Raw genomic sequence first — 23,129 nt, 5'->3', positions numbered from 1 at the left:
ACATTCTTATTGGATTGAATGTGCAGCGAAGCGGTTCCAGGAAATAGCTCCTGCATATAGACCGTACCCTAAACCGACACTGGTGGACTGGTAGAGAATACCAAGGCGCTTGAGAGAACTGCGTTGAAGGAACTCGGCAAAATGCACGCGTAACTTCGGAAGAAGCGTGACCTCCATTTAGGCAACTAGGTGGGGGTGGCACAGACCAGGGGGTAGCGACTGTTTACCAAAAACACAGGGCTCTGCGAAGTCGCAAGACGACGTATAGGGTCTGACGCCTGCCCGGTGCTGGAAGGTTAAGAGGAGATGTGCAAGCATTGAATTGAAGCCCCAGTAAACGGCGGCCGTAACTATAACGGTCCTAAGGTAGCGAAATTCCTTGTCGGGTAAGTTCCGACCTGCACGAATGGCGTAACGACTTCCCCGCTGTCTCCAACGCAGACTCAGTGAAATTGAATTCCCCGTGAAGATGCGGGGTTCCTGCGGTTAGACGGAAAGACCCCGTGCACCTTTACTATAGCTTTACACTGGCATTCGTGTCGGCATGTGTAGGATAGGTGGTAGACTTTGAAGCAGTGGCGCCAGCCATTGTGGAGTCATCCTTGAAATACCACCCTTGCCTATATGGATGTCTAACTGCGGCCCGTTATCCGGGTCCAGGACCGTGTATGGTGGGTAGTTTGACTGGGGCGGTCGCCTCCTAAAGAGTAACGGAGGCGCGCGATGGTAGGCTCAGAACGGTCGGAAATCGTTCGTCGAGTGCAATGGCATAAGCCTGCCTGACTGCAAGACTGACAAGTCGAGCAGAGACGAAAGTCGGTCATAGTGATCCGGTGGTGGTCCCGCGTGGAAGGGCCATCGCTCAACGGATAAAAGGTACGCCGGGGATAACAGGCTGATGACCCCCAAGAGTCCATATCGACGGGGTTGTTTGGCACCTCGATGTCGACTCATCGCATCCTGGGGCTGGAGCAGGTCCCAAGGGTATGGCTGTTCGCCATTTAAAGCGGTACGTGAGTTGGGTTCAGAACGTCGTGAGACAGTTCGGTCCCTATCTGCCGTGGGTGTAGGAATATTGATAGGATCTGTCCCTAGTACGAGAGGACCGGGATGGACGTATCTCTGGTGGACCTGTTGTCGTGCCAACGGCATAGCAGGGTAGCTATATACGGACGGGATAACCGCTGAAGGCATCTAAGCGGGAAACCCACCTAAAAACGAGTATTCCCTATCAGAGCCGTGGAAGACTACCACGTTGATAGGCCGGGTGTGGAAGTGCGGCAACGCATGTAGCTTACCGGTACTAATAGCTCGATCGACTTGATCACTCCCATTTACTATCCATATCCATCAAGCGTAGCTTGATGAAAACTTTGCCCCTCACGCCTTATTCACTTCGTGAATGGCGTCCTAAGAGGGCGGCGCAAAGGCGCCGGCACACAGTCGTGTGCTTATTGTTTATCAGCGTTTATCGCTGATTTATCTGCACGAAAGACAACCAGCTTCTCATATTTGTGTTCTTCGCCGACCTGGTGGTTATGGCGGAGCGGCTGCACCCGATCCCATTCCGAACTCGGCCGTGAAACGCTCCAGCGCCAATGGTACTTTGTCTTAAGACACGGGAGAGTAGGTCGCTGCCAGGTCTGCCAAGCACACAAATAACATTCCATCTTCTCAAAACATACAAAACAGCTTTCGTAAGCGCGATGCGCAAAAACTACCCAACCGGTTCAAAATAAACACCCATAGCGCGGGGTGGAGCAGCCCGGTAGCTCGTCAGGCTCATAACCTGAAGGCCGCAGGTTCAAATCCTGCCCCCGCAACCAAATTAAAACCCCGTAGCTATGCTGCGGGGTTTTGGCGTTTAAGCAGCCGCACGATATTCCAAGCCACCAGAATAGCGACAAACCAACCCGTGTAAGCTATCAAACAGCCGCGTTATCAAAGGAAGACAATCGTGAACCTCGATCGCTCCGTGCTGGCTGATCTCAACATATTCGTGACTATCGTACGCCGCAAAAGCATGAAACTGGCCGCGATCGAGCTCGGCGTAACAACCTCAGCTATCAGTCATCGTATGAAAAAACTGGAGGCGGACTTGGGCGTGCGATTGCTCAACCGTACCAGCCGCTCCCTCACGCCGACTGAAGCCGGTGCGGCACTCGCGACACAACTTGAAAGCGGACTGCGGACGATAGGGGAGGCCTTGGAAGCTCTGACCAGTCAGCGGGACTTTCCATCGGGGCGCATAAGGCTTAACGCGCTGCGTGATGCCGCACGGCTGATCATCGCACCCATCTTACCGCGCTATACGCAAACCTATCCCGACATGCATCTCGACCTCACTATAGATGACCAGATGGTTGATATAGTCGCTGAGGGTTTCGATGCGGGGATCCGTTATGGCGACCGGGTGCCGCAGGATATGATTGGCGTTGCGCTAACCGGACCTTTGCAATGGATCGTGGTTGGTTCTCCGGTTTTGATATCGAGGGCAGGGCGCCCCGAAACGCCGGACGATCTGCTCCGCTTGCCGTGTATAGAGACGAGGCTCGGGGACAATTCCCGATATGCATGGGAATTGGGGAACGGTGCTTCCTTGCGCCGGGTCGATGTGAAAGGACCGATTTGCGCCAATGAAACCGAACAGGCTGTGGAAGCCGCTTTGGGCGGGATCGGCTTTGCCTATTGTCTGGAGCCATTGGTCAAGAACTACCTGGACGCAGGTGCGCTTGAAGCCGTGCTACCGGACTGGGCTTCGGAAGGTCCGCCCCTGACCATGTATTATCCGAGCAGACGACAGGTTCCATCTGGTTTGCGACGGCTCATCGATCTCATCCGCGAAGATCAGGGTCTCGCGAAATTGGTGGTCGCTGAGGAAGTCGGATCACGTTAAGAGCCGTTGTTGATTATTTGTCATTCTTTCGTTGAGTAACACTCAGCAGATTAGCATTGCCTCGGCTCCCCTTCGGGATCAAATATGCGTCACACCTGTTATGCATGGGATCGGCGCTGTCTTCCATGCGTGGTCAAACCATTTCACTCATGGAGATGCGTTATGCATTATTCTGCAGCGGCTGATCGCTATCAGTCAGATATGATCTATCGCCGCACCGGTCGGAGCGGCATCGACCTGCCAGCGATATCGCTTGGCCTCTGGCACAATTTCGGTGGCCGGGATGTCTACGAAAATGGTCGCGCGATTCTCCGTCGCGCCTTCGATCTGGGCGTGACCCATTTCGATCTAGCGAACAATTATGGCCCGCCTCCCGGATCTGCCGAAGAAAACCTCGGTCGCATCATGGCCAGCGATTTTCGACCTTATCGCGATGAGATGATTATCTCATCGAAAGCCGGTTGGGACATGTGGCCGGGGCCCTACGGTGGCATTGGCGGCAGCCGCAAATATCTGATTGCCAGTCTCGACCAGTCGCTGCAGCGGATGGGGCTCGACTATGTCGACATCTTCTATTCGCACCGTGTCGATGCCACGACGCCTCTGGAAGAGACGATGGGAGCGCTCGCGCATCTGCATCGCCAGGGCAAGGCGCTTTATGTCGGTATTTCGAGCTATTCGCCGGAACTGACGCTGAAGGCGGCGGCGATCCTGAAGGAAGAGCGCGTGCCGCTTTTCATTCACCAGCCGAATTATAACATGTTCAACCGCTGGATCGAGAATGGGCTTCTCGATACGCTGGATGAGCTGGGCGCCGGTTGCATCGTGTTTTCGCCGCTGGCTCAGGGTTTGCTGACATCGCGCTATCTGAACGGCGTTCCGGAAGGTGCGCGGGCGAATCAGGGCGGCTCCCTGAAAGCCAGCGCAGAGAACGAAGAACTGCTGGGGCGCATTCGGGCATTGAACGCTATTGCGGAACGTCGTGGACAGACTTTGGCCCAGATGGCGATTGCCTGGACGCTTCGCGATCCGCGCGTCACCTCTTCGCTCATCGGGGCAAGCTCGGTCGCGCAGCTTGAAAACTCTTTGGGTGCTTTGAAGGGACTGGAATTCAGTGCCGAGGAACTGGCTGAAATTGACCAGTATGCGCATGATGGCGGAACCGACTGGTGGAAGAGCTCGACTTCGCTTTGAAGCGTCAAGTTTAACGAACAAAATGATAAAAGGCCGTACGCTTTGCGTGCGGCCTTTTTGCTGGAGCGCATCCCGAAAAGTGTGAAACGGTTTTCGGGATGCGCTTCAAAACAAATATTGAGAGCGCCGATCTGATTCAATCAGATCGAAATGCGCTCTAGGAATAAGATGCGGCGAAAGCAATTCACGTGGCGAGATGAAATTGCTATAGGCGAGTGGGGTTCACGGCTGGCGCACGATCCCGCGCCAAGTCTGGCCTTCGGGGGAAGTATATTCGAGAAGATGTCGCTGCGGTCTATTAAGGGCAGTTTGAAATATCCGCTGATCCGTGCGGGGCTGGAGGCTATTGCCTTTTCCGGCGCGTCGGCGCTTTTCCCTTCTGCCGGTGGGCGCGGTGTCGTCTTCACGATGCATCACGTCAAACCGGAAGATGCGACAGATCGGTCAGACCCCAACGCCATTCTTTCGATTACGCCGCAAACGCTTGAAATGGCGATAGAAGCGGCATTGGAAGCGGGCCTTGTGCCGGTGCATTTGCATGACTTGCCGAGGCTGCTTTCCGAACAAGGCAGCACCCGGAAATATGTCGCCTTCACGCTGGACGATGGTTATCGGAACAATGCAGACTTCGCGGCCCCTGTGTTTGCCAGATACAGCATTCCCTACACGATTTTCATCACGACGGGTTTCGTGGAACGCAAGCGATCCATGTGGTGGCGGACCATTGCGGCTCTGGTGACGGAAGCCGACAGTTTCCATTTCGACTTTGGCGGCGGTGTTCTCGATGTGCGCGCAGCAACTCCGGCACAGAAATCAGCGGCCTTTGCCCAGCTTGTGCAGTTCATGCAGTGTTTCGATGAAGACGAGGCAGTAGCCCGCATAGACGCAGCTGCACAAACGGTCGGGATCGACGCAATTTCGCTTGTCGATGAATCGGTGATGAACCCATCGGAATTGCGCGCTCTTGCGCTGGACCCGCTTGTGCATCTTGGCGCCCACACAGTCACTCATGTCAATTTACGTCGTGTCGATGACGAAAGACTGGCCAAGGAAATCGCTGACTCAACCGAATCGGTGCAACACTACGCCGGTTACCGGCCGCGATCCTTCGCCTATCCATATGGATGGAAGGCGGCCGTTGGCGAACGCGAGATCAGGGCGGTTTCAGAAGGCGGGTTCGATGTGGGCGTGACCACCCAGCCCGGTGTGCTGCAGCAAACAGGTGTTATGCCAGCCGCAGCGATGCCGCGTATTTCACTCAACGGCTATTTTCAGAAGAAACGCTATATAAAGGTGCTTGTTTCAGGCCTGCCGTTCAAGCTGCTCTAGCAATAGTCTATTTCCAGAAATACTGCCCTGAAACACGAAAGGCCGCCTGTCGGCAGCCTTCGTAAAACCTGAACTAAAGAAAAACTGGAGCGGGCGAAGGGATTCGAACCCTCGACCCCAACCTTGGCAAGATTGACGAGACCCTACGCTACACTATCCGAATTCTCTCTATCATACTAAAATAATTATGTAATTTCATTTTTGCATCGCCGTCTGTATCCGTCAAATACGCTTCCATTTCTCTTTTTCCGCTGACAACTTGCTGACAAAGGCCAAGCAGTTATGCTATTGTCAGCAAAATCGTCAACCGCAGTCAGAGAGGAAGCAACATGGCCAAACTCACCAAGCGGGCACTCGAAGCCATGACCCCGCCCGAGAAGGGCAAGCAGGCATTCTTGTGGGACGGCGAACTCCGGGGTTTCGGAGTCCGCATGCTCCCCTCCGGTCTCCAGACGTTCGTGCTGAATTATCGAAACGCGGCCAACAAGGAACGGCGCATTAATCTCGGCCGTTTCGGAGTGATGACCGTTGAGCAGGCTCGCGAAAAGGCCAAGGTCAAGCTCGGCATGATCGCGGACGGAGACGATCCTGCCGATGCCGACAAGGACCCGCATCACCAGCAGACAGTCTCTGCCTTGTGTGACTGGTATCTCGCCGAGGCCGAGGCTGGCCGCATCCTCGGCCGCCGCAATCGGCCGATCAAGAAATCGACGCTCGCCATGGACAAGAGCCGCATCGAAACGCACATCAAGCCGCTCCTCGGCAGTCGCCTCGCGCATACGCTGAAGGTGGCCGATATCGAGGGGATGCAGTCGGATATCGTGGCCGGCAAGACGGCGAAGCCGCGAGGCGGAGGTCGAGGCGGCGTCACGACCGGCGGCCCCGGCGTTGCCTCCCGCGCCGTCGGAACGCTCCAGAGTATCCTTGGTCACGCCGCCCGCCTCGACAAAATCGAAAGCCATCCGAGCCGCGGCGCGCGAAAGCTCGCGGGCAAGAAGAAACAGCGGCGGTTGAGCGTGGCCGAGATCAAGAAACTCGGCGCCGCGATGCGGCACGCGGAACGCAACGGCGAAAGCCCTGTGGCCCTCGCCATCGTCCGCTTCCTGGCGCTCACAGGCTTCCGCATCTCAGAGGGACAAGGCGTGCAACGCCATTGGCTCAACGCCGGGGTCGGCTACGTGGCTTTCCCCGACACCAAGAGCGATGCGCAGATCCGTGCGATCGGCCCTTCCGCCGCGAAGATCGCTGCCAGCCAGCCGGCTCGCGGCAATAATCCGTATGTCTTCCCGTCCGATATTACCGACGGCCATTTCACGTCGGCCAAGGCCTGCCTCTTCAGGCTCTGCGCCAGCGTCGGTATTGAGGGTGTCACGCCGCACACGCTGCGCCACACCTTCGGCAGCGTCGCCGGCGATCTCGGCTTCTCCGAGCTGACGATCAGGGCACTGCTTGGCCATGCTGCTCAAAGCGTGACACAGGGCTATGTCCATATCGATGAGGCCCTGAAGCTCGCCGTCACCCGCACCTGCGAGGAAATCGCCTCCCTCCTGGATGAAGAGGACAAAGCCGTGTTTCCCGAACAGGTAGAAAGGCAGGCGGCGTGATGGCGCAGAGCACGGACCCGCACCTTGCCGGCGACGGCTCCCGTCGCCGGTCCCGCAAGGTGTGTTCGATTTCAGTTATTGCAGTTGATGACGTATATCCCTATATTGGCAGGCAAGGAGAACATGCCATGGCCAGCCAAGTCGTCCAGTTTGCCGGCCTTTCGGACCGGGATCGCAAGAATGTAACGCACCTGCCGAAACTCGGCGAGGGCGATCATGTCGAACTGCATGTCCGCCGCCGGGACGGTGCGGAGCAGACGGTTTCACTGCCGCCGGCCGCCGCCAATGCCATAGAAACCCTGCTTTCGCGGCTGCTCAGCGGCGAACGGGTGGCGGTCATTGCCGAGAATCAGGAACTGAGCCCGACCGAAGCCTCGACCATTCTCGGCATCTCTCGTCCGCTTGTCGTCCATCGCATGGACATCGGCGACCTGCCGTTCCGCTACGTCGGAAAGCATCGCCGCGCCTCGCTCAAGGACGTGCTGGCGCTGAAGGCGCAGCTCGACGTCCAGCGCAAGGCCATGCAGGATCTGGCGGCTGACGCCGAGGACCTCCATCTGCGCTATGGCATTTAGTCTCTCCGTCGCAGTCTGCGATGCCTGCATCCTCTATCCGTTCCATTTGAGAAATATCATCGTCCAGGCCAGCGTCGATCGCCTGTTCCATGCGCGCTGGACCGACACGATCCATGACGAATGGATGCGCAACCTCGTGGCCAAAACGCCGGGCCTCTCGATCGACCGGCTGGAAGCCACCAAGCGCCTCATGGACGTCGCCCTGCCGAGCGCGATGGTCGCCGGATACGAAAGGCATGTTCAGGCCGTCAGTCTCCCCGACCCGGATGATCGTCATGTCGCAGCGGCCGCCATCGAGGCCGGTGCATCGACAATCATCACCTGGAACCTGCGCGATTTTCCGGTCGGCGAGCTGCGCAAGCATGGCCTCATGCGTCAGTCGCCGGATGTTTTCCTTGCCGCTCTCTACGAGCACGTTCCGGAGCAGCTTGTCAGCTCGCTGGCGAATGCGCGGAGCAATCTCAGCCGGTCGCGTGTTTCGGCCACAGACTTCATCGGCATCCTGCGCGACCAGAAGCTCATCAGGCTGGCGGCGCAGATCGAGAAACACGTCGGCGATCTCTAGGGCGGTTTTCTCCGTTCCCTGAAACCCTGATCCACGGTTTTACGTGTTTCCGGCTTTACGCCGAAGACGTCATTCCCCGGCTCGTTGCAATATCCCGGTGCACAGCCAGTCCGATTTCAGAGTGATGGTTCCGCACATATGGCCAAGAAGCCGGTCGAACGACTTGATCCGACACAATCCACGATAAAGAAACTCTTCGCCTATAGCGGAAACCAATGCGCGATCCCCGATTGCCAGGAGCGGCTTGTCGATGCAAGCGGCGCCATGCTGGGCAAGATCGCCATATCTACGCCGCCGAAAAAGGCGGCCCGCGCTTCGATTCCAAGATGAGCAACGAAGACCGCCGCAGCTTCGACAGAGGTGTTCGACGTTACCGACTCGATGAAGAGGTCGAAGGGCTGGCTACCTTCATCGACCGACTGAAGGAGCTTCCCCTTGAAGAGCGCGCCTTCGCCATCAAGCTGACGGAGCGCATGAGGCACGAGACGTCGACAATCTGCCGGCTTAAGATGTGGCGGGCGCATTCAGCCTGGGTAAGACCAAGCTACGTCAGCGTATGAACCTGCTTGAGCATCATTTGCTTGGCGATATCACCGCGGGCCATGGTTACCAGCAATATATCGTGCGTCTGTGGGACCGCGATCCCGGCAGCAATCCCTGGATTGAAATGCTGGAATTCTGCGACAGGACCGGCATCGCCATCGACAGTCTCGTCTCCGATCTTAACTTCGCGCAATATGACGCATGACGGCATCGCCTCGATGCTATCGGCGGCATGGGCTTTGATTCGGAATTGCTGGTCGAGGTTCCAAGGCTGAATTCCGGACTGTCGTTTCCACGAGTTTCCGTATCTTGGGTGGGGGAAAGCTTTCCCCCTGGCCGGCACTGCGTTGCCGGCGCACCCTCTTCAGCGGGGAGACCCCGCAACGCCCCCTTAGAGTGAGAGTGCGGGCCGGGTTTTCCGCGACGGGTTGAGGGCTGGGAGAGAGGCTTCCGGCGCCCGTCGCGGAGAACCGCGATGTCCAGATATGACCGTACCGGATCGGATCGGGCAAACCTTTACGACGAAATCACCAACAAGATCATCGCCGAGCTGGAGGCCGGACGTATTCCCTGGGTGCAGCCCTGGGGCACGTCGGCAGCGAAAGCACCGCTCGGACTGCCGAGAAACGCCAGCACCGGCCGCAGCTACAGCGGCATCAATGTTCTCATCCTCTGGGGTGCCGTCATCGAGCACGGCTTTCCCGCTCAGGCCTGGCTCACTTTCCGCCAGGCCCTTTCCCTTGGCGGAAATGTCCGCAAGGGCGAACGCGGCACGACTGTCGTCTATGCCGACCGCTTCGTCCCCGACGACGAGAAAAAGCGTGCGCGCGACGCCGGCGAGGAAGCCCACGCTATCCCCTTCCTGAAACGCTTCACCGTGTTCAACACGGCGCAATGCGAAGGATTGCCCGAGGAGATCGAGACCATCGCGCCACCTCCGCCGCCCGGCATGATCGAGCCGCGCGTTGAGGCGCTCATCAAGGCGACAGGCATCGACTTCCACATCGGCGGCAATAAGGCTTTCTACATTCCGTCGCTCGATGTGGTGCACGTACCTCCGCCCGCCGCCTATTTCGAGCCGATCAACTGGCACAGAACTGCGCTCCACGAAGTCGGTCACGCGAGCGGCCATCACAGCCGGCTCAATCGGGATTTGTCCGGTTCCTTTGGCTCAAAGCCTTATTTTTTCGAGGAATGTGTGGCCGAAATTTCGAGCGCCTTTTGCTGCGCGGCGATGGGGATCGTCCCGACCGTGAGGCATAGCGACTACATTGGCGCGTGGATCGATACGATGCGCGCAGACAATCGCGTCATCGTCCGCGCAGCCTCGCAAGCCAGCAAGGCGGCCGACTGGATCTTGTCCTTCCTGCCGGAGGACGAGCGGCCCGTCGCCGAACCGGAAACCGCCATCGACAGGAGGGCCGCGTGATGCGCTTCCGTCGCTGGCACAGACCCGAACCCTATGGAGACACGTCGCGCAAACGCGCGGCGTTCCTGCGCAAGCAGCGCCTCGAACGCGAGGCCCTGCCGCTTTTCGCCGACGACATCGCTGCCGGTCAGCACAGCGTAGACGAGGAAATGGCCCGCCGCGCCGTCTGGTGGGACGAGGCCGAACGCGAGCGCCGCAGCCAGCGGGCGGCCTGGTGGCGCAAAGGCCGTGCCCGGCTGTTCGCGTTCCCCGATCCGTTGCGCCACCGCGTCCGCGAGATCTGGCGGACTTGCCCTTATCCGGCGGACCCGGCGAGCTTTACCGATTTTCTCCATCAGATCGCGGTCGGCAAGCTCGATCCCTACAGGCCACCGTGGGTCTTCCATCAGCAGCTCGCAGTGCGGATCACCCGCAACCCGGCAACCTTCGCCGACGCCTTCCGGCAGATCGGCAGGCGCAAGGCCGCTCTTGGGCAGAACGCGACCGAAGCCGACCAACTGCTGTTCTGCGGCAATCTCGGCTCCGGCATCCTTTTTCTCGCCTCACAAGCCCGTCCGATCGATCCGGACGAAAGCCTCCACATCCTCGACGGTCACAGCCTTGGCGGTTCCAATCTCGGCCGGGCCAGTCATTGGGTCGATATCGAGGTGCGCGGCAAATGCTCCGATGCGGATTTCGCGCTGATCGAGCGGCTCGCCCAGGCCAGCGACACGCGGCCCGTCGTCGTCCGGCGCATGGTTCGCGTCACGCCCGAGGGCAGGACGGGAGGCGCGGTATGACCGAACGCTCCCTTCCGTCCGGCCATAATGGCGGGCCTCCGCTCGATGGGCCTGATGCCCGGCAGGATGGCCGATGCAAAAACTGCATCCACTGGCACGCCCCGCCCGAACGCGAGCAGCGGGACTACGAAAATTTTCGGCTCGGCCTTTCGCGCCGGCGCGTCAAACGGCCTTCCGGAACGTGCGACCGCGTGTTGCTCGTCGGCCGGACTTCGACCGTCTTCTCCGCGACGACGGCGGATTTCTGTTGCCGGAATTTCGAGGCGAAGCCGCCGATGCCACGGCCTTCAGGTGGCGGTTTCGTCACGATCTGGAAGAACGGCCGGATCGTCTGGCAGGGACCGGAGGAGAAAATCCCGCCGCGCTTCCAGCAGCAGGATCTCGATCTTGACGATCCCGATGAAACTTCGGGGCAAGGCGGCGGCCATGATCGACCGTGAGCAGTTGCGCGCGGCCCTGGCGCGCATGGAAACCAGTCTTGCGGAAACCCGCCGCAACCTCGCCCTTGCCGAGCGTGCGCTCAGCGACCGGGCCGAAGCCGAGACGATCGGCCGGCGTCCGAAGGCGCGATACTATCATCGCCGGATGAGCCGGTGGACCGGCGCCGACGAGGTAGAATACCGGCGCGTTCTCGACGGCTTTCTGCTGGTGTCAGGTCCAGATATGGACCGGCTACGGCTCAGGATCGAGCGGCAGGAGGCGGCGATCGAGGCGCTACGCCGGAAATACGGTGTCAACGCGCAGCGGCCTGGGTGCTTCGACTGGTGACGCCGAGCCTGCCTCCCGCGCTGTAGAGGGAGAGAGAGGCTGGGGATTTCATGACGGGTTGGTAGGTCGAGAGAGAGTCTCTCGGCTGCCCGTCATGGAGTAACCCACCATGGCAAGAGCTGCCAAGAAAAAGTCCGCACCTGCAATCATTGTCTTCTCGCGGTCGCGCGACATTCCGTTCAATCGCATCCACCTCTCGGCCGACAACGTGCGGGAAGTCGACGTCGAAGCCGGCCTTGACGAACTCACCCAGGACATCGACCGCCGCGAGGACCTCGTGCAGGGTCTCAATGTCCGCGCCATCCTTGATGCTGACGGCAACGAAACCGGCGATTTCGAGACCCCGGCCGGCGGTCGCCGCTACAGGTCCGTCGCGCGGTTGGTCGAGACCGGGCGCTTCCCGGCCGATGGCCTCGTTCCCTGCATCGTCAAGAAGGCCGATGCGAAGACCAGCGCTGTCGACGACTCGCTCGCCGAGAACACCTTCCGGCGCGCGCTCCATCCGCTCGACCAGTTCAAGGCGTTCAAGCGCATGGTCGATGGCGGCATGACCAAGGCAGAAGTCGCCAGCGCCTACTTCACCACCGAGCGCTATGTCGACCAGCGCATGGCGCTCGCCAAGGTCTCGCCGGTGCTGCACGAAGCCTATGCCCAGAACAGCATGACGCTGGCGCAACTGGAGGCGTTCACCGCGAATCCGCATCACGAGCGCCAGGAGCAGGTCTGGGAGGCCCTCCAGCAGTCCCACTACCGCGAGCCCTGGCGCATCCGCAACATACTGACCGAAACCAGCGTTCCGGTTTCCGACAGGCGTGCGGCCTTCGTCGGCATCGACGCCTATATGGCAGCGGGTGGCCCGGTGCTGCCGCGCTACCTCTTCGACGATGAGGAAAACGGCTGGCTCGACGACGTGCCGCTTCTCGACCGGCTGGTTGCCGAGAAGCTGAAGACCATCGCTGACGAGATCTCGGCCGAGGGCTGGAAGTGGATCACGGTCGATATCAATCTTCCCTACGGCCACGATCACGGCCTGCGCTCGCTCGGCTTCACCTTCGCCGATCTCACCGAGGAGGAGCGGGCTGCCCGCCAGGCGCTTCGCGACGAATATGAACGGATCGAGGCCGAGCATGAAGGCGCTGACGAACTGCCCGCCGACATCGACCAGCGCCTCGGCGAGATCGAAAAGCAGCTCGAAGCTTTCGAGCGTCGTCCGGCGATCTACGATCCCGCCGACATCGCCATCGCCGGCGTTTTCGTCAGCATCGACGAGGATGGAACGCTTGCGGTCGATCGCGGCTGGGTCCGTCCGGAGGACGAGCCGGTCGAGAGCGCCGAAGGCGGAACGCCGGAGGCTGAAGCTGGCAGCGATACGGATGGTGCGGCGGCGCCTGATGTTCAGCGCGCCACCATCACCATCGATGGGCAGTCGGCCGAGCCCGAGGAAGAAGAGGACACGATCAAGCCTCTTCCCGAAAAGCTGGTGATCGAGTTGACGGCGCATCGCACCGTGGCACTGAGCGACGCCGTGGCCGCCAATCCGCATGTCGCCATGACGGCGCTGCTGCATCGGCTGGTGCGCGACCGCTTCAAGCAGTCTACCACCGGATCGACCGTGCGAGTCTCGGTCCAGGAAGTGTACTTCCGCGAGCAGGGCATCGACCTCAAGGACAGCCCCTATGCGAAGTCGGTCGCCGAGCGGCACGCGGGATGGAAGGCGGATCTTCCGACCGACGCCGATGCGCTGTGGGATTGGCTCCATGCGCTCGATGATACCAGCCGCATGGCGCTGCTGGCGCATTGCGTCTCGTTCGGCATCAACGCGCTCTATGAGCGGCCGAACCCCTTCAGCGGGACCGGCATAACGGAACAGGGTCTTCAGACCCGCATGGCGGAAGCCGACCGCCTTGCCCGCGTCACCGGCCTAGACATGGCGGAGGCAGGTTTCCGGCCGACGGCCGTCAACTATCTCGGCCGCGTCCCCAAAATCCGCATTCTCGAAGCGGTGCGCGAAGGTGCCGGTGATCGGATGGCCGACCTGATTGCCGACATGAAAAAGGCCAAAATGGTCGAGGAGGCCGAGCGCCTGCTGGCGGATACCGGCTGGCTGCCGGAGCCGCTGCGTCTTGCCGGTTCCGATGCCGATCAGGCCGTGGAACCATCGGCAGACGGCGATGGCGGCGACGAAGCGGCGCTGCCCGATTTCCTCGCAGGCGATGACGACGAGGATGCCGCGGACGACGGCGCCAGCAGTGAGGAACCCGAACATCTGGTGGCTGCCGAATAGGTCGCATCGGCGGGGTGACTCAGGTCGCCCCGCTGTCTTCCCTCCCTTGTTTCACAGCCCGGTCCCATGCCGGGCTTTTTTGTTTTGGAGAATAACGATGAAAATTCATGCCACTCTCGAATTCGACCTGGAGGACGAAAGCGGCGTCCTGATTGACGAGCGAAAGGAATATGTCTGGGCCGCAGAGGCCACCGACGATGCCATTCGTTCGCGGCTGATGGGCGCCGGATTCCTGTCCGACGACACGATGATCGGCAGCTATACGCTCGATGTCGTCGTCATCGACGGCTTCGTCGATGACGGCACGGAGGCCGGTCAGGAGGCGGTCCCGGATAGTGCCGCTCTCGCCTCCGAGGAATTCGACGGCCTGATCGACGATGCCACCCACGCGGTCAACAATCTCATCCCCGACCATGCGCTCTCCCGTCTGTCGGACGGCGAGCGCACGGCACTTCTGCACGCGATCAACGACGCGCTGACGCCGGTTCTCGGTCAGTACATTCCGATAAATCCATAAACCGCGCGGCGCTTTGAGCACATACCTTCCCGATCAACCCGGCCCGGCCATCGCGCCGGGCTTTTTCGTTTCTGGAGAAACCTCATGGCCATCCCCGACCATGCCCGCACGAACTTCAACACCCTGCTTCGCGCCGCCGGCGACGGCAATCTCGCACTCATGGAGTGCCTGGATGCCGTCACCCGCGAGCGTCGCTATGTCGTCTGCGCCGTAGGCCGCGCGGATGACGGCGATATCGTCATGACGCCGTTCGGCCATCTCGCCGACGGCAATCCTTACGATCTCTATCTGCCGCCCGATCCCGACGATCCGGCCGGTTTCATCGAGAACCCCGAAGACGGAGGTGCATCATGACGACGATCGACGAGATCTTCGCCGACGATCGCAGCAATCCTCCCGCGGAGCGTTCGCTTCCGTGGGAGGAGACGCATGGCACCGTCACCGTTGTCGTCGAGCCGAAGCCGCACTGGGCATCCGACATGAGGGCCTTCCGGCGCACGGAACAGACCTACTGCTATTATGCCGACTGGACCGAGAATGGTCGACGCGCGCGGTTCTATGGGCATATCGACACGTCCGGTGACGGACGTGATGATGAAGGCACGGACCATGCTCACGCGCGAGATCGCGGACGGACTTTGGGACTGAGAGGAAGAGTGCTGCGGGGCCGGGATGGGTTCGGACGGGCAAAGAGAGAGCGCCGTCCGGTCCTGTCCTTTTCCGCTCTCCGGAGAACCAGTTCCATGTCTACGCAAGTCGCTACTTCTCATTTTGCAACCCTCGTTCCGGATCATCGCCGCGGGAAGTTCCTGCCGACGCTGTTCGGGCATCGGCTCTTCATCGTCGCCGAGGCCGCGGTCTATACGATCATGGAGCGGCTCAGCCCCGACGACTATCGCGGCGGCTTCTGGAATTTCTACGAGCATCATGATCAGCCGCTGTTCCTCGCACCGACGTCTAGGCCACGTTACCGGATCGAAAGCGGCCTCACGGAGTTTCGTGGCGAGGTCTCGGCGGAGGCCGCCGGCATCATCGCCACGATGTTCACGCTTTCGCATCTCACCTTCCAATACGAATCCGACCTACTGGTGGAAAGCTTCCACCGCCTTCGCGACAATCTGGACGGCCATCCCGAGGCGTCCGAGATATTCCAGGCCATCGATTGAATCTCAAAAAGCGTCCTGCCGATCGGTGGGGCGCTTTTTTCATGCCGGCCACGGCCGCAATGCGAGAGCGATGAGAGGGAGAGTAGGGCCGGTTTGGCCGTGGCGGGATGAGGGTCGGGAGAGAGGCTTCCGCCGCCCGTCGCGGAGATATCGTGATGAACAGTTTCACCTTTGCGAATGCCGGCGTTCCAGTTTCGCGCGCCGTTGCCGCTCTGTTGGCCTCCCGGAAATTTCCCCTGCGCGTCACCTGCCTCGGAGAAATTGAGTATCCGGAAGACGATCCAATCTACGGTTCCTATTCCACGGTTACCACGATCGAACTGGCGCAATGCGGCTCGCTCGATGAGGCGATCGCCTTCGTCGAAGGGATTGCCCGACAGAGCCGTATCGTCACCGGCGACGACGATGCCATCGGTTTCCAGCCCCGGCTGTTTGTTGTCGTTGACGGTGAGCACCGGCAAGTGCTTGCCGGCGAGCCGTGGCAGCGCGGCATCCGATGGTGCGATCCCGTCGCCTCCGACGGCGAGGCCCGCCTTGTCGTGGCAAAGGCGAGCAAGCTGCGCGGCGAAGCCTCCCTGGAGGCCGGATGGGACAATCACAGCACCGCCCGCGTGCTTCGTTTCCGCGCCAGCGTCCTCGAAGGCCGCCTGGTTCATCCTGATTGGCGGCAGACCGTCCGGGCAGCGCTGTTCCAGGCTGCCTGACCCCGACGCCCCACCACATTCCCCGATCCAGCCCGGCCCCCGCGCCGGGCGCTTTCATTTGAGGAGTCCCCCATGCCGAAATTTGTTGTCACCGCACGCCATGATGCCCTGGTCTATTACGAAACCGTCGTCGAGGCTGCGACGCCGGAGCAGGCGCGAAGCCTCGCCAACAGCTTCATGTATGAAGGCGAATGGTTCGCTACCGGCTCTGTGTCGGAATATGACGACTTCGAAATCGACGCGGACGACGGCGTTCGCCTGCTCGAAGATGACGAGACCATCGAAGCGTTCCTGACCGTCGCGGTCACGGCCCAGGAGCGCGATGCCGTACTGGCCGGTCTCCGGCTTCTTCAGATCGCCCTTGCGCGGGGCGACATCGATCCGCCGCTCGGGAGCATCCTCACCAATGACGGCGCTCACGCCGGCCTTGATCTGACCCGGATCGACGCCCTGTGCGAACGCATCAACTGTAGGGGGCTCAAATGTACGCCACCTATCTGAGGCTCGACATCATGGTCTGGGACAGCAACCGGGCCGTCATCCGCGCCGCGCGCCGCGATCCGGCGAAGCGGGAAGCCCGCAAGCGCTTCTATCGCGAAATGCTCCGGCATCACGCCGACGCGCAGCGGCTCGTGGCCCACTTCCGCCTCTGACATAGCCGCAAGCATCCCCTCAACCTCGCCCGGCCATCGCGCCGGGCATTTGCGTTTCAGGAGCCTGACATGGCCAACTACTTCACTCATTTCTCCTGCCTGCTCGACGTCGGCACGCCCGACAATGCCGCCCGCGCGCTCGACCTTTACAACAAGCTCTCCGAGGAAGGCGCCTCGGAGGAACCGCCTTCCGAGGGCTTCCTTCTCTCGATCCAGCCCGAACATGGTGGCACTCAGCTCTGGATGCACGATGACGTCACCGGCGATCCCGAGCGTCTGATCCAGTTCGTGAAGATCTGCGCGGCCGAGTTCGGCCTGACAGGTCGTTGGGGTTTCCAGTACGCCAACACCTGCTCACGCCCGCGGATCGATGGTTTCGGCGGCGGGGCGCACGTCCTTGATCTCGCCACCGGCGAGACCGTCGCATGGACCTATACCGATGGTTGGCCCGCCCAGGTTCTCGATGAAGGTGATCCTGATGCCTGAGATCATCGAAACCCACGTCTATCGGCTGAGCGTCCCACCCAACGGTCGGGTGCTCTTGTCATGGCAGCCACGGCTATTTCCACCTCGTAGTCGGGCGTCTTTCCTCGGGACGGAGAGGGAGAGAGGGTTGCCGGGACGGGTTTGAGCCTGTGCGGTCGAGAGAGAGCGCTGCGCGGCTCAATCCTGTTCTGCTCTCCCGAGGTCGTTCCCATGAACATGATTTCCGCATCTGCGGCGGCTCCTGCTTCCGCGTCACTCCCGCTTGCTTCCGACACCGACACGGCCGCTTCCGTCTTCGCGGCCGCCGATCTTCTTCTTCCCCATCTCGAGCGCGGCCAGCGTGTCGATGCCGCTACGCTGCGCGCCGCAATGGAAACCGCTTTCGGAGCTTCCGATGCGGCCGGCGCCTGGGACTGGAAAACCGGCTATGACGCCTGCGAGGCCGCAACCGTCCTCTTCCTGCGCAAATACGGAAAGGCGCTTTTCCGTAAAGCCGGTTCTCCGGCTGCACGACTTTCCGCCCTGTCGAAAATCGCCAGCCTCCTGCCGACCCACACACGGCGATCCGAAGAGGCACAGACCTTCCAGCAATTCTCGACGCCGGTTCCGCTCGGCCTGGTGGCCGCGACGGCAGCGGCGATCACGCCCGCCGATCGTGTGCTGGAACCTTCGGCCGGCACCGGGCTGCTCGCCATTCTCGCCGAGATCGCCGGAGGCGCGCTTGTGCTCAACGAGCTGGCCGAGCTGCGCGCCGGCCTGCTTTCTTCCCTGTTTCCGGCCGTTTCCGTCACCCGCTTCGATGCTGCCCAGATCGACGATCATCTCGATCCCGGTCTGGTTCCTTCCATCGTGCTGATGAACCCACCATTTTCTGCCATGGCCAATGTTGAGGGTCGCATGGCCGACGCCGCCTATCGCCACGTCGCCTCGGCGCTGGCGCGTCTTGCACCCGGCGGACGACTGGTGACGATCACCGGCGCGAACTTCGCGCCTGACAATGTTGCCTGGACTCCTGCCTTTACCCGGCTGCAGGAGCGGGGTCGCGTCGTCTTCTCCGCCGCGATCGACGGCTCGGTCTATGCCAAGCACGGCACGACGATCCCGACACGGATCACCGTCATCGACAAGCTGCCCGCCGATGATCCGGCTCTCTTTCCGGCCGCTCCCGGTGTCGCGCCGGATGTTGCTACGCTGATGGGCTGGCTCGACACGCATCTGCCTGTGCGCCTGCCTGTCGATCCGTCCGTCGCGGTCCCTGTGGTCACCGCGCCCGCGCCCCGCACCGTGCGCGGCTATCTGAACCGTGCCGCTGCCGCAAGGCCGGCTCCTTCCGCGCCGCTGGCCGAGCCCGAAGCCGTGGCGCTCGAATACGAGACCGTCGACTGGCAGGCGGCCGAGGATGGCCGTATCTCCGACGCCATCTACGAGGAATACGGACTTCAGGTTATCCGTATTCCCGGCTCTACGGCGCATCCGACCAAGCTCGTGCAATCGGTGGCGATGGCGAGTGTTGCGCCGCCGAAGCCAAGCTACCGGCCACACTTACCGACCAACATTCACGGCCTGCTCTCCGACGCACAACTCGAAACCCTGATCTATGCCGGCGAGGCCCATTCCGACTATCTCGCCGGTTCGTGGACGGTGGACGAGACCTTCGATCTCGTCAGCGCGGCACCCGAAGACGCGAAGAATGCCGTGCGTTTCCGGCGTGGCTTCATGATCGGTGATGGCACTGGCGTCGGCAAGGGCCGTGAATCCGCGAGCATCATCCTCGACAACTGGATGCAGGGCCGCCGCAAGGCGGTGTGGATCTCCAAATCCGACAAGTTGATCGAAGACGCGCAAAGGGACTGGAGCGCGCTCGGTATGGAGCGCCTGCTGGTGACGCCGCTATCGCGCTTCCCGCAGGGCAAGCCGATCACGCTGCCGGAAGGCGTCCTATTTACGACCTATGCCACGCTACGCTCCGACGACCGTGGGACAAGGGTTTCGCGCGTCAAACAGATCGTCGAATGGTTGGGAAAGGACTTTGACGGAGCCATTATTTTCGACGAGGCGCACGAGATGCAAAACGCCGGTGGCGGCAAAGGAGAGCGCGGCGACGTTGCCGCATCGCAGCAGGGCCGCGCCGGCCTGCGTCTCCAGCATGCGCTTCCGAACGCCCGCGTCACCTACGTTTCCGCGACCGGCGCCACCACGGTCCACAATCTCGCCTACGCCCAGCGGCTCGGCCTCTGGGGCGGCGAGGATTTTCCCTTCGCCAACCGTGCCGAATTCGTCACCGCGATCGAAGACGGCGGTGTTGCGGCGATGGAGGTTCTCGCCCGCGACCTTCGTGCGCTCGGCCTCTACACCGCCCGCTCGCTCTCCTTCGACGGTGTGGAATACGAACTGGTCGAGCATGAACTGACGCAGGAGCAGCGGCGCATCTACGACGCCTATGCCGGCGCGTTCCAAATCATTCACAATAATCTGGACGCCGCGATGCAGGTCGCCAATATCACCGGCGACACGGGCACGTTGAACAAGCAGGCGAAATCCGCCGCCCGCAGCGCTTTCGAGTCGGCCAAGCAGAGGTTTTTCGGGCATTTGCTGACGTCGATGAAATCGCCGACGCTGATCCGTTCGATCACCAGCGATCTGGAGCAGGGCCATTCGGCCGTTGTCCAGATCGTCTCGACCGGTGAGGCGCTCATGGAGCGCAGGCTGGCAGACCTGCCGACCGAAGAATGGAACGACGTCCGCGTGGACATTACGCCGCGCGAGTATGTCCTTGATTACCTTTCACATTCCTTCCCGGTGCAGCTCTATGAGCCGTTCACCGACTCGGAAGGCAACCTGTCGTCACGGCCGGTCTATCGGGACGGCCAGCCGGTCGAGAGCCGCGAGGCGGTCGCCCGCCGCGATGCCCTGATCGAGAAGCTCGCCAGCCTGCCGCCGGTTCCCGGCGCCCTCGACCAGCTTGTCCAGCATTTCGGGACCGACATGGTGGCCGAGGTGACGGGCCGCTCCCGCCGCATCGTCAGGAAACGCAGTTCCGGTGGTATCGATCGTCTCGTGGTCGAAAGCCGAGCGGCTTCCGCGAACCTGTCGGAAACACAGGCGTTCATGGATGACGAGAAGCGCGCGCTCGTCTTCTCGGACGCCGGCGGCACGGGCCGATCGTATCACGCGGAGCTGTCGGCGAAGAACACGCGGCTGCGCGTCCACTACCTGCTCGAACCCGGCTGGAAGGCAGACAAGGCGATTCAGGGGCTCGGCCGCACCCATCGCACCAACCAGGCACAGCCGCCGCTCTTCCGGCCGATCGCCACCAACGTTAAGGCCGAGAAGCGGTTCCTCTCGACCATTGCTCGCCGTCTCGACACGCTGGGCGCGATCACGCGCGGCCAGCGCCAGACCGGCGGCCAGGGCCTGTTCCGCCCCGAGGACAATCTGGAGAGCGTTTATGCTCGCGACGCGCTGCGCCAGCTCTATCTCCTGCTGGTCCGCGGCAAGGTCGAGGGATGCAGCCTCGATCGTTTCGAAAGCGCCACCGGCCTGAAGCTGATGGATTCGACAGGCATCAAGGACGATCTGCCGCCGATCACGACCTTTCTCAATCGCCTGCTGGCGCTGACGATCGAGCTTCAGGGCATCCTCTTCACCGCGTTCGAGCAGCTTCTCGCGGCCAAGATCGAAGGGGCGGTCGCCAGCGGCACCTATGATGTCGGGCTGGAAACGCTGACGGCCGAGAGCTTCGTCGTCACCGACCGGAAGACCATCTATGTCCATCCGGGCACCGGTGCCGAAACCCGCCTTCTGACCATCACCGAGCGCAAGCGCAACCGGCCGGTCACGCTGACCGAAGCCCTTGGCCATCTGGACGATCCGCGCGCCATGCTGCTGATCAACGAGCGGTCGGGCCGCGCCGCGGTGCAGATCCCAACCACGAGCGTCATGCTCGACGATGGCGAGATCGAACGGCGTGTCCGCCTGATCCGGCCGATGGAAGGGCATAACATCCCGGTGAAGCTGATGGCCGAGACCTATTGGCTCGAAGCCGACCATGATGCCTTTGCCGCGGCCTGGGACGCCGAGCTGGCCGAGGTGCCGGAGTTCACCGACGGCACCATCCATGTCGTCGCCGGCCTGTTGCTACCGATCTGGAAGCGGCTGCCACAGGAATCCACCCGCGTCTATCGTCTTCAGACCGACGAAGGTGAGCGCATCATCGGTCGCCGTGTCTCGCCGGCCTGGGCCGCAACAGCGACCACGACCGGCACGACGTCGCTAACGCCCGACGAAGCCTTCACGGCGCTGATGGACGGACGCACCATCCTCGATCTCGCCGAGGGTCTCCAGCTTCGCCGTGTCCGTGTCATGGGCGCCAACCGCATCGAGCTTTCCTGCTTCGACGACACCATGCGCGAGCGCCTGACGGCCTACGGCTTGTTCCACGAGATTATCTCGTGGAAGCTCAGGATGTTCGTGCCTGTCGATGCCAACGGGCCGGTCGTTCTCGCCAAGCTCCTCGACCGCTGGCCGGTCGAGCGCATCGGCGAGCGGGAGGCTGCGTGATGGCCCGTCACGGTGCTTCCGATCTGGCAATCCGTCTCGGCAGGCAGGCCGAGGCGGTCTGCCGCGAATATCTGTCCTCCGGCCGTCGCTCCGGCAATTACTGGCTGGTCGGGGACGTCCAGAACAGCCCCGGCCGCTCCCTCTATGTCCGTCTGAAGGACACAGCCAAAGGCCCGGCCGGCAAATGGACCGACGGCGCGACGGGCGAGCATGGCGATCTCCTCGACGTCATCCGCGAGGCGCTCGGCCTCATCGACTTCAAGGACGTAGCCGAGGAAGCGCGCCGGTTCCTCTCGCTGCCCCATCCCGAACCTTCGAGGCCGAGAACGCCGACCGGAATGACTTCAAACATTGTCATCGGTTCGCCTGAAGCGTCCCGGCGGCTCTTCGCCATGTCGCAGCCGATCGGCGGCACCCTTGCGGAAATCTACCTCAGAAGCAGGGCGATCACGTCGCTCGTCGGTGGCTCCGCGCTGCGCTACCATCCGCGGTGCTATTACAGGCCCGATGAGCATTCGCCCACGGAGATCTGGCCGGCGATTGTCGCGTCCGTGACCGATCTCGACGGCAAGCAGACCGGCGCTCACCGCACCTGGCTTTCCCCGGACGGTTCGGGCAAGGCGCCTGTCGAGACACCGAGGCGGGCGATGGGTGACCTTCTCGGGCACGGCGCCCGCTTCGGCGTTGCCGGTGAGGTGCTCGCGGCCGGCGAGGGCATCGAAACCGTGCTGTCGCCCCGTCAGGTCTTGCCCCACATGCCGATGCTGGCGGCGCTTTCGGCGGCACATCTCGCTGCCATCCTGTTCCCGGCGACACTGCGCAGGCTCTATGTCCTCAGAGATCGCGATCCGGCAGGCGATAGCGCGAGAGACAGCCTGATCGACAGAGCAGCGAGCGTCGGCATCCAGGCGATCCCGGTGTCGCCGGTCGGCGAGGACTTCAACGACGATCTGCGCTGGCGCGGCGTCGACGCCCTTCGGGCGGCTCTGAAGGACCAGCTTCACCCCGAAGACGTTAGCCGATTCATGGAGGGATGAGGACATCGGCGGGGGATGAGGTGCGGAAGGGCATCTCCAC

22 protein-coding genes, 1 tRNA gene and 2 rRNA genes (1 of these 25 only partly in view) are annotated in these 23,129 nt (G+C 61.6%); 24 read left to right on the top strand and 1 reads right to left on the bottom strand.

The window, feature by feature from the left end:
* The 9 genes from OHI65_RS20010 to OHI65_RS19970 all read left to right on the top strand — a co-directional run.
* A 23S ribosomal RNA gene (locus tag OHI65_RS20010) occupies window positions 1-1,328 on the top strand; it begins 1,583 nt to the left of the window's first position.
* A gap of 200 nt (window positions 1,329-1,528) precedes the next feature.
* A 5S ribosomal RNA gene (gene rrf, locus OHI65_RS20005) occupies window positions 1,529-1,643 on the top strand.
* 106 nt (window positions 1,644-1,749) lie between these two features.
* A tRNA-Met gene (locus OHI65_RS20000) sits at window positions 1,750-1,826 on the top strand.
* A 131-nt stretch (window positions 1,827-1,957) separates the two neighbouring features.
* The gene (locus OHI65_RS19995; protein ID WP_264358778.1) at window positions 1,958-2,896 is read left to right on the top strand and encodes a LysR family transcriptional regulator; all 939 of its coding nucleotides are present in this window, start codon (window positions 1,958-1,960) and stop codon (window positions 2,894-2,896) included.
* A 162-nt stretch (window positions 2,897-3,058) separates the two neighbouring features.
* Window positions 3,059-4,090, top strand: coding sequence for an L-glyceraldehyde 3-phosphate reductase (gene mgrA, locus OHI65_RS19990; protein ID WP_125299952.1), 1,032 nt, complete (start codon window positions 3,059-3,061; stop codon window positions 4,088-4,090).
* A 282-nt stretch (window positions 4,091-4,372) separates the two neighbouring features.
* On the top strand, window positions 4,373-5,419 hold the full coding sequence (locus tag OHI65_RS19985) for a polysaccharide deacetylase family protein (protein WP_125300372.1): 1,047 nt from the start codon (window positions 4,373-4,375) through the stop codon (window positions 5,417-5,419).
* Window positions 5,420-5,748: 329 nt separating this feature from the next.
* Window positions 5,749-7,023, top strand: a complete 1,275-nt coding sequence (locus OHI65_RS19980; RefSeq protein WP_097143145.1) for an integrase family protein — start codon at window positions 5,749-5,751, stop codon at window positions 7,021-7,023.
* Window positions 7,023-7,598, top strand: a complete 576-nt coding sequence (locus OHI65_RS19975; protein WP_235824443.1) for a DNA-binding protein — start codon at window positions 7,023-7,025, stop codon at window positions 7,596-7,598. The genes OHI65_RS19980 and OHI65_RS19975 overlap by 1 nt, the downstream gene beginning before the upstream one ends.
* Window positions 7,588-8,163 carry a PIN domain-containing protein gene (locus OHI65_RS19970; protein WP_097143147.1) on the top strand — a complete coding sequence of 192 codons (576 nt, stop codon included), beginning with the start codon at window positions 7,588-7,590 and terminating at the stop codon, window positions 8,161-8,163. Before OHI65_RS19975 ends, OHI65_RS19970 begins: the two co-directional genes overlap by 11 nt.
* Window positions 8,164-8,363: 200 nt before the next feature.
* Here the strand turns inward: OHI65_RS19970 and OHI65_RS19965 are convergent, their stop codons facing one another.
* Window positions 8,364-8,645 (bottom strand): hypothetical protein, encoded by a 282-nt coding sequence (locus OHI65_RS19965; protein WP_125301545.1) that lies wholly within the window; start codon window positions 8,643-8,645, stop codon window positions 8,364-8,366.
* Between the two features lie 29 nt (window positions 8,646-8,674).
* On the opposite strand from OHI65_RS19965, the gene OHI65_RS19960 reads away from it, so the two are divergent.
* From OHI65_RS19960 to OHI65_RS19885, 15 genes are all read left to right on the top strand, one after another.
* Window positions 8,675-8,911: a hypothetical protein gene (locus tag OHI65_RS19960; RefSeq protein WP_256886282.1), complete on the top strand. Its 237-nt coding sequence runs from the start codon at window positions 8,675-8,677 to the stop codon at window positions 8,909-8,911.
* A 270-nt stretch (window positions 8,912-9,181) separates the two neighbouring features.
* Window positions 9,182-10,135 (top strand): ArdC family protein, encoded by a 954-nt coding sequence (locus OHI65_RS19955; protein WP_125301543.1) that lies wholly within the window; start codon window positions 9,182-9,184, stop codon window positions 10,133-10,135.
* Window positions 10,135-10,914 (top strand): hypothetical protein, encoded by a 780-nt coding sequence (locus tag OHI65_RS19950; protein WP_125301585.1) that lies wholly within the window; start codon window positions 10,135-10,137, stop codon window positions 10,912-10,914. Before OHI65_RS19955 ends, OHI65_RS19950 begins: the two co-directional genes overlap by 1 nt.
* The gene (locus tag OHI65_RS19945; RefSeq protein WP_097143182.1) at window positions 10,911-11,354 is read left to right on the top strand and encodes a hypothetical protein; all 444 of its coding nucleotides are present in this window, start codon (window positions 10,911-10,913) and stop codon (window positions 11,352-11,354) included. The genes OHI65_RS19950 and OHI65_RS19945 overlap by 4 nt, the downstream gene beginning before the upstream one ends.
* Complete coding sequence (locus OHI65_RS19940; protein ID WP_097143181.1) at window positions 11,341-11,682, top strand: hypothetical protein; 342 nt, start codon at window positions 11,341-11,343, stop codon at window positions 11,680-11,682. Before OHI65_RS19945 ends, OHI65_RS19940 begins: the two co-directional genes overlap by 14 nt.
* Before the next feature lie 109 nt (window positions 11,683-11,791).
* On the top strand, window positions 11,792-13,966 hold the full coding sequence (locus tag OHI65_RS19935; RefSeq protein WP_097143180.1) for a ParB/RepB/Spo0J family partition protein: 2,175 nt from the start codon (window positions 11,792-11,794) through the stop codon (window positions 13,964-13,966).
* Window positions 13,967-14,063: 97 nt separating this feature from the next.
* Complete coding sequence (locus OHI65_RS19930; protein WP_097143179.1) at window positions 14,064-14,483, top strand: hypothetical protein; 420 nt, start codon at window positions 14,064-14,066, stop codon at window positions 14,481-14,483.
* Between the two features lie 84 nt (window positions 14,484-14,567).
* Complete coding sequence (locus tag OHI65_RS19925; protein ID WP_097143178.1) at window positions 14,568-14,837, top strand: DUF6117 family protein; 270 nt, start codon at window positions 14,568-14,570, stop codon at window positions 14,835-14,837.
* A gap of 389 nt (window positions 14,838-15,226) precedes the next feature.
* Window positions 15,227-15,649, top strand: coding sequence for an antirestriction protein (locus OHI65_RS19915; protein WP_097143177.1), 423 nt, complete (start codon window positions 15,227-15,229; stop codon window positions 15,647-15,649).
* Between the two features lie 152 nt (window positions 15,650-15,801).
* Complete coding sequence (locus OHI65_RS19910) at window positions 15,802-16,353, top strand: hypothetical protein (RefSeq protein WP_264358777.1); 552 nt, start codon at window positions 15,802-15,804, stop codon at window positions 16,351-16,353.
* Between the two features lie 72 nt (window positions 16,354-16,425).
* A complete protein-coding gene (locus OHI65_RS19905; protein WP_097143175.1) occupies window positions 16,426-16,854 on the top strand; it encodes a hypothetical protein in 429 nt (142 codons plus the stop codon).
* On the top strand, window positions 16,836-17,006 hold the full coding sequence (locus OHI65_RS19900; protein WP_185758012.1) for a hypothetical protein: 171 nt from the start codon (window positions 16,836-16,838) through the stop codon (window positions 17,004-17,006). The genes OHI65_RS19905 and OHI65_RS19900 overlap by 19 nt, the downstream gene beginning before the upstream one ends.
* A 69-nt stretch (window positions 17,007-17,075) precedes the next feature.
* The gene (locus OHI65_RS19895; protein ID WP_125301541.1) at window positions 17,076-17,492 is read left to right on the top strand and encodes a hypothetical protein; all 417 of its coding nucleotides are present in this window, start codon (window positions 17,076-17,078) and stop codon (window positions 17,490-17,492) included.
* Between the two features lie 210 nt (window positions 17,493-17,702).
* Window positions 17,703-22,052, top strand: a complete 4,350-nt coding sequence (locus tag OHI65_RS19890) for a bifunctional class I SAM-dependent methyltransferase/DEAD/DEAH box helicase (protein ID WP_125301539.1) — start codon at window positions 17,703-17,705, stop codon at window positions 22,050-22,052.
* Window positions 22,052-23,089, top strand: a complete 1,038-nt coding sequence (locus OHI65_RS19885; protein ID WP_125301537.1) for a toprim domain-containing protein — start codon at window positions 22,052-22,054, stop codon at window positions 23,087-23,089. The genes OHI65_RS19890 and OHI65_RS19885 overlap by 1 nt, the downstream gene beginning before the upstream one ends.
* The last annotated feature ends 40 nt before the right edge of the window (window positions 23,090-23,129 follow it).

It is taken from the genome of Brucella sp. MAB-22, from assembly GCF_025908475.1.
In the GTDB taxonomy this organism is placed as follows: Bacteria; Pseudomonadota; Alphaproteobacteria; order Rhizobiales; family Rhizobiaceae; genus Brucella; species Brucella anthropi.
The sequence above is the reverse complement of the archived record's forward strand: the minus strand, read 5'-3'. Positions and strand labels throughout refer to the sequence as shown.

Excerpts from the sequence above, each read along its gene's own strand:
- mgrA (WP_125299952.1), top strand. The coding sequence starts at position 3,059 with ATGCATTATTCTGCAGCGGCTGATCGCTATCAGTCAGATATGATCTAT.
- OHI65_RS19985 (WP_125300372.1), top strand. The coding sequence starts at position 4,373 with ATGTCGCTGCGGTCTATTAAGGGCAGTTTGAAATATCCGCTGATCCGT.
- OHI65_RS19980 (WP_097143145.1), top strand. The coding sequence starts at position 5,749 with ATGGCCAAACTCACCAAGCGGGCACTCGAAGCCATGACCCCGCCCGAG.
- OHI65_RS19975 (WP_235824443.1), top strand. The coding sequence starts at position 7,023 with ATGGCGCAGAGCACGGACCCGCACCTTGCCGGCGACGGCTCCCGTCGC.
- OHI65_RS19970 (WP_097143147.1), top strand. The coding sequence starts at position 7,588 with ATGGCATTTAGTCTCTCCGTCGCAGTCTGCGATGCCTGCATCCTCTAT.
- OHI65_RS19955 (WP_125301543.1), top strand. The coding sequence starts at position 9,182 with ATGTCCAGATATGACCGTACCGGATCGGATCGGGCAAACCTTTACGAC.
- OHI65_RS19950 (WP_125301585.1), top strand. The coding sequence starts at position 10,135 with ATGCGCTTCCGTCGCTGGCACAGACCCGAACCCTATGGAGACACGTCG.
- OHI65_RS19945 (WP_097143182.1), top strand. The coding sequence starts at position 10,911 with ATGACCGAACGCTCCCTTCCGTCCGGCCATAATGGCGGGCCTCCGCTC.
- OHI65_RS19940 (WP_097143181.1), top strand. The coding sequence starts at position 11,341 with ATGATCGACCGTGAGCAGTTGCGCGCGGCCCTGGCGCGCATGGAAACC.
- OHI65_RS19935 (WP_097143180.1), top strand. The coding sequence starts at position 11,792 with ATGGCAAGAGCTGCCAAGAAAAAGTCCGCACCTGCAATCATTGTCTTC.
- OHI65_RS19930 (WP_097143179.1), top strand. The coding sequence starts at position 14,064 with ATGAAAATTCATGCCACTCTCGAATTCGACCTGGAGGACGAAAGCGGC.
- OHI65_RS19925 (WP_097143178.1), top strand. The coding sequence starts at position 14,568 with ATGGCCATCCCCGACCATGCCCGCACGAACTTCAACACCCTGCTTCGC.
- OHI65_RS19915 (WP_097143177.1), top strand. The coding sequence starts at position 15,227 with ATGTCTACGCAAGTCGCTACTTCTCATTTTGCAACCCTCGTTCCGGAT.
- OHI65_RS19905 (WP_097143175.1), top strand. The coding sequence starts at position 16,426 with ATGCCGAAATTTGTTGTCACCGCACGCCATGATGCCCTGGTCTATTAC.
- OHI65_RS19900 (WP_185758012.1), top strand. The coding sequence starts at position 16,836 with ATGTACGCCACCTATCTGAGGCTCGACATCATGGTCTGGGACAGCAAC.
- OHI65_RS19895 (WP_125301541.1), top strand. The coding sequence starts at position 17,076 with ATGGCCAACTACTTCACTCATTTCTCCTGCCTGCTCGACGTCGGCACG.
- OHI65_RS19890 (WP_125301539.1), top strand. The coding sequence starts at position 17,703 with ATGAACATGATTTCCGCATCTGCGGCGGCTCCTGCTTCCGCGTCACTC.
- OHI65_RS19885 (WP_125301537.1), top strand. The coding sequence starts at position 22,052 with ATGGCCCGTCACGGTGCTTCCGATCTGGCAATCCGTCTCGGCAGGCAG.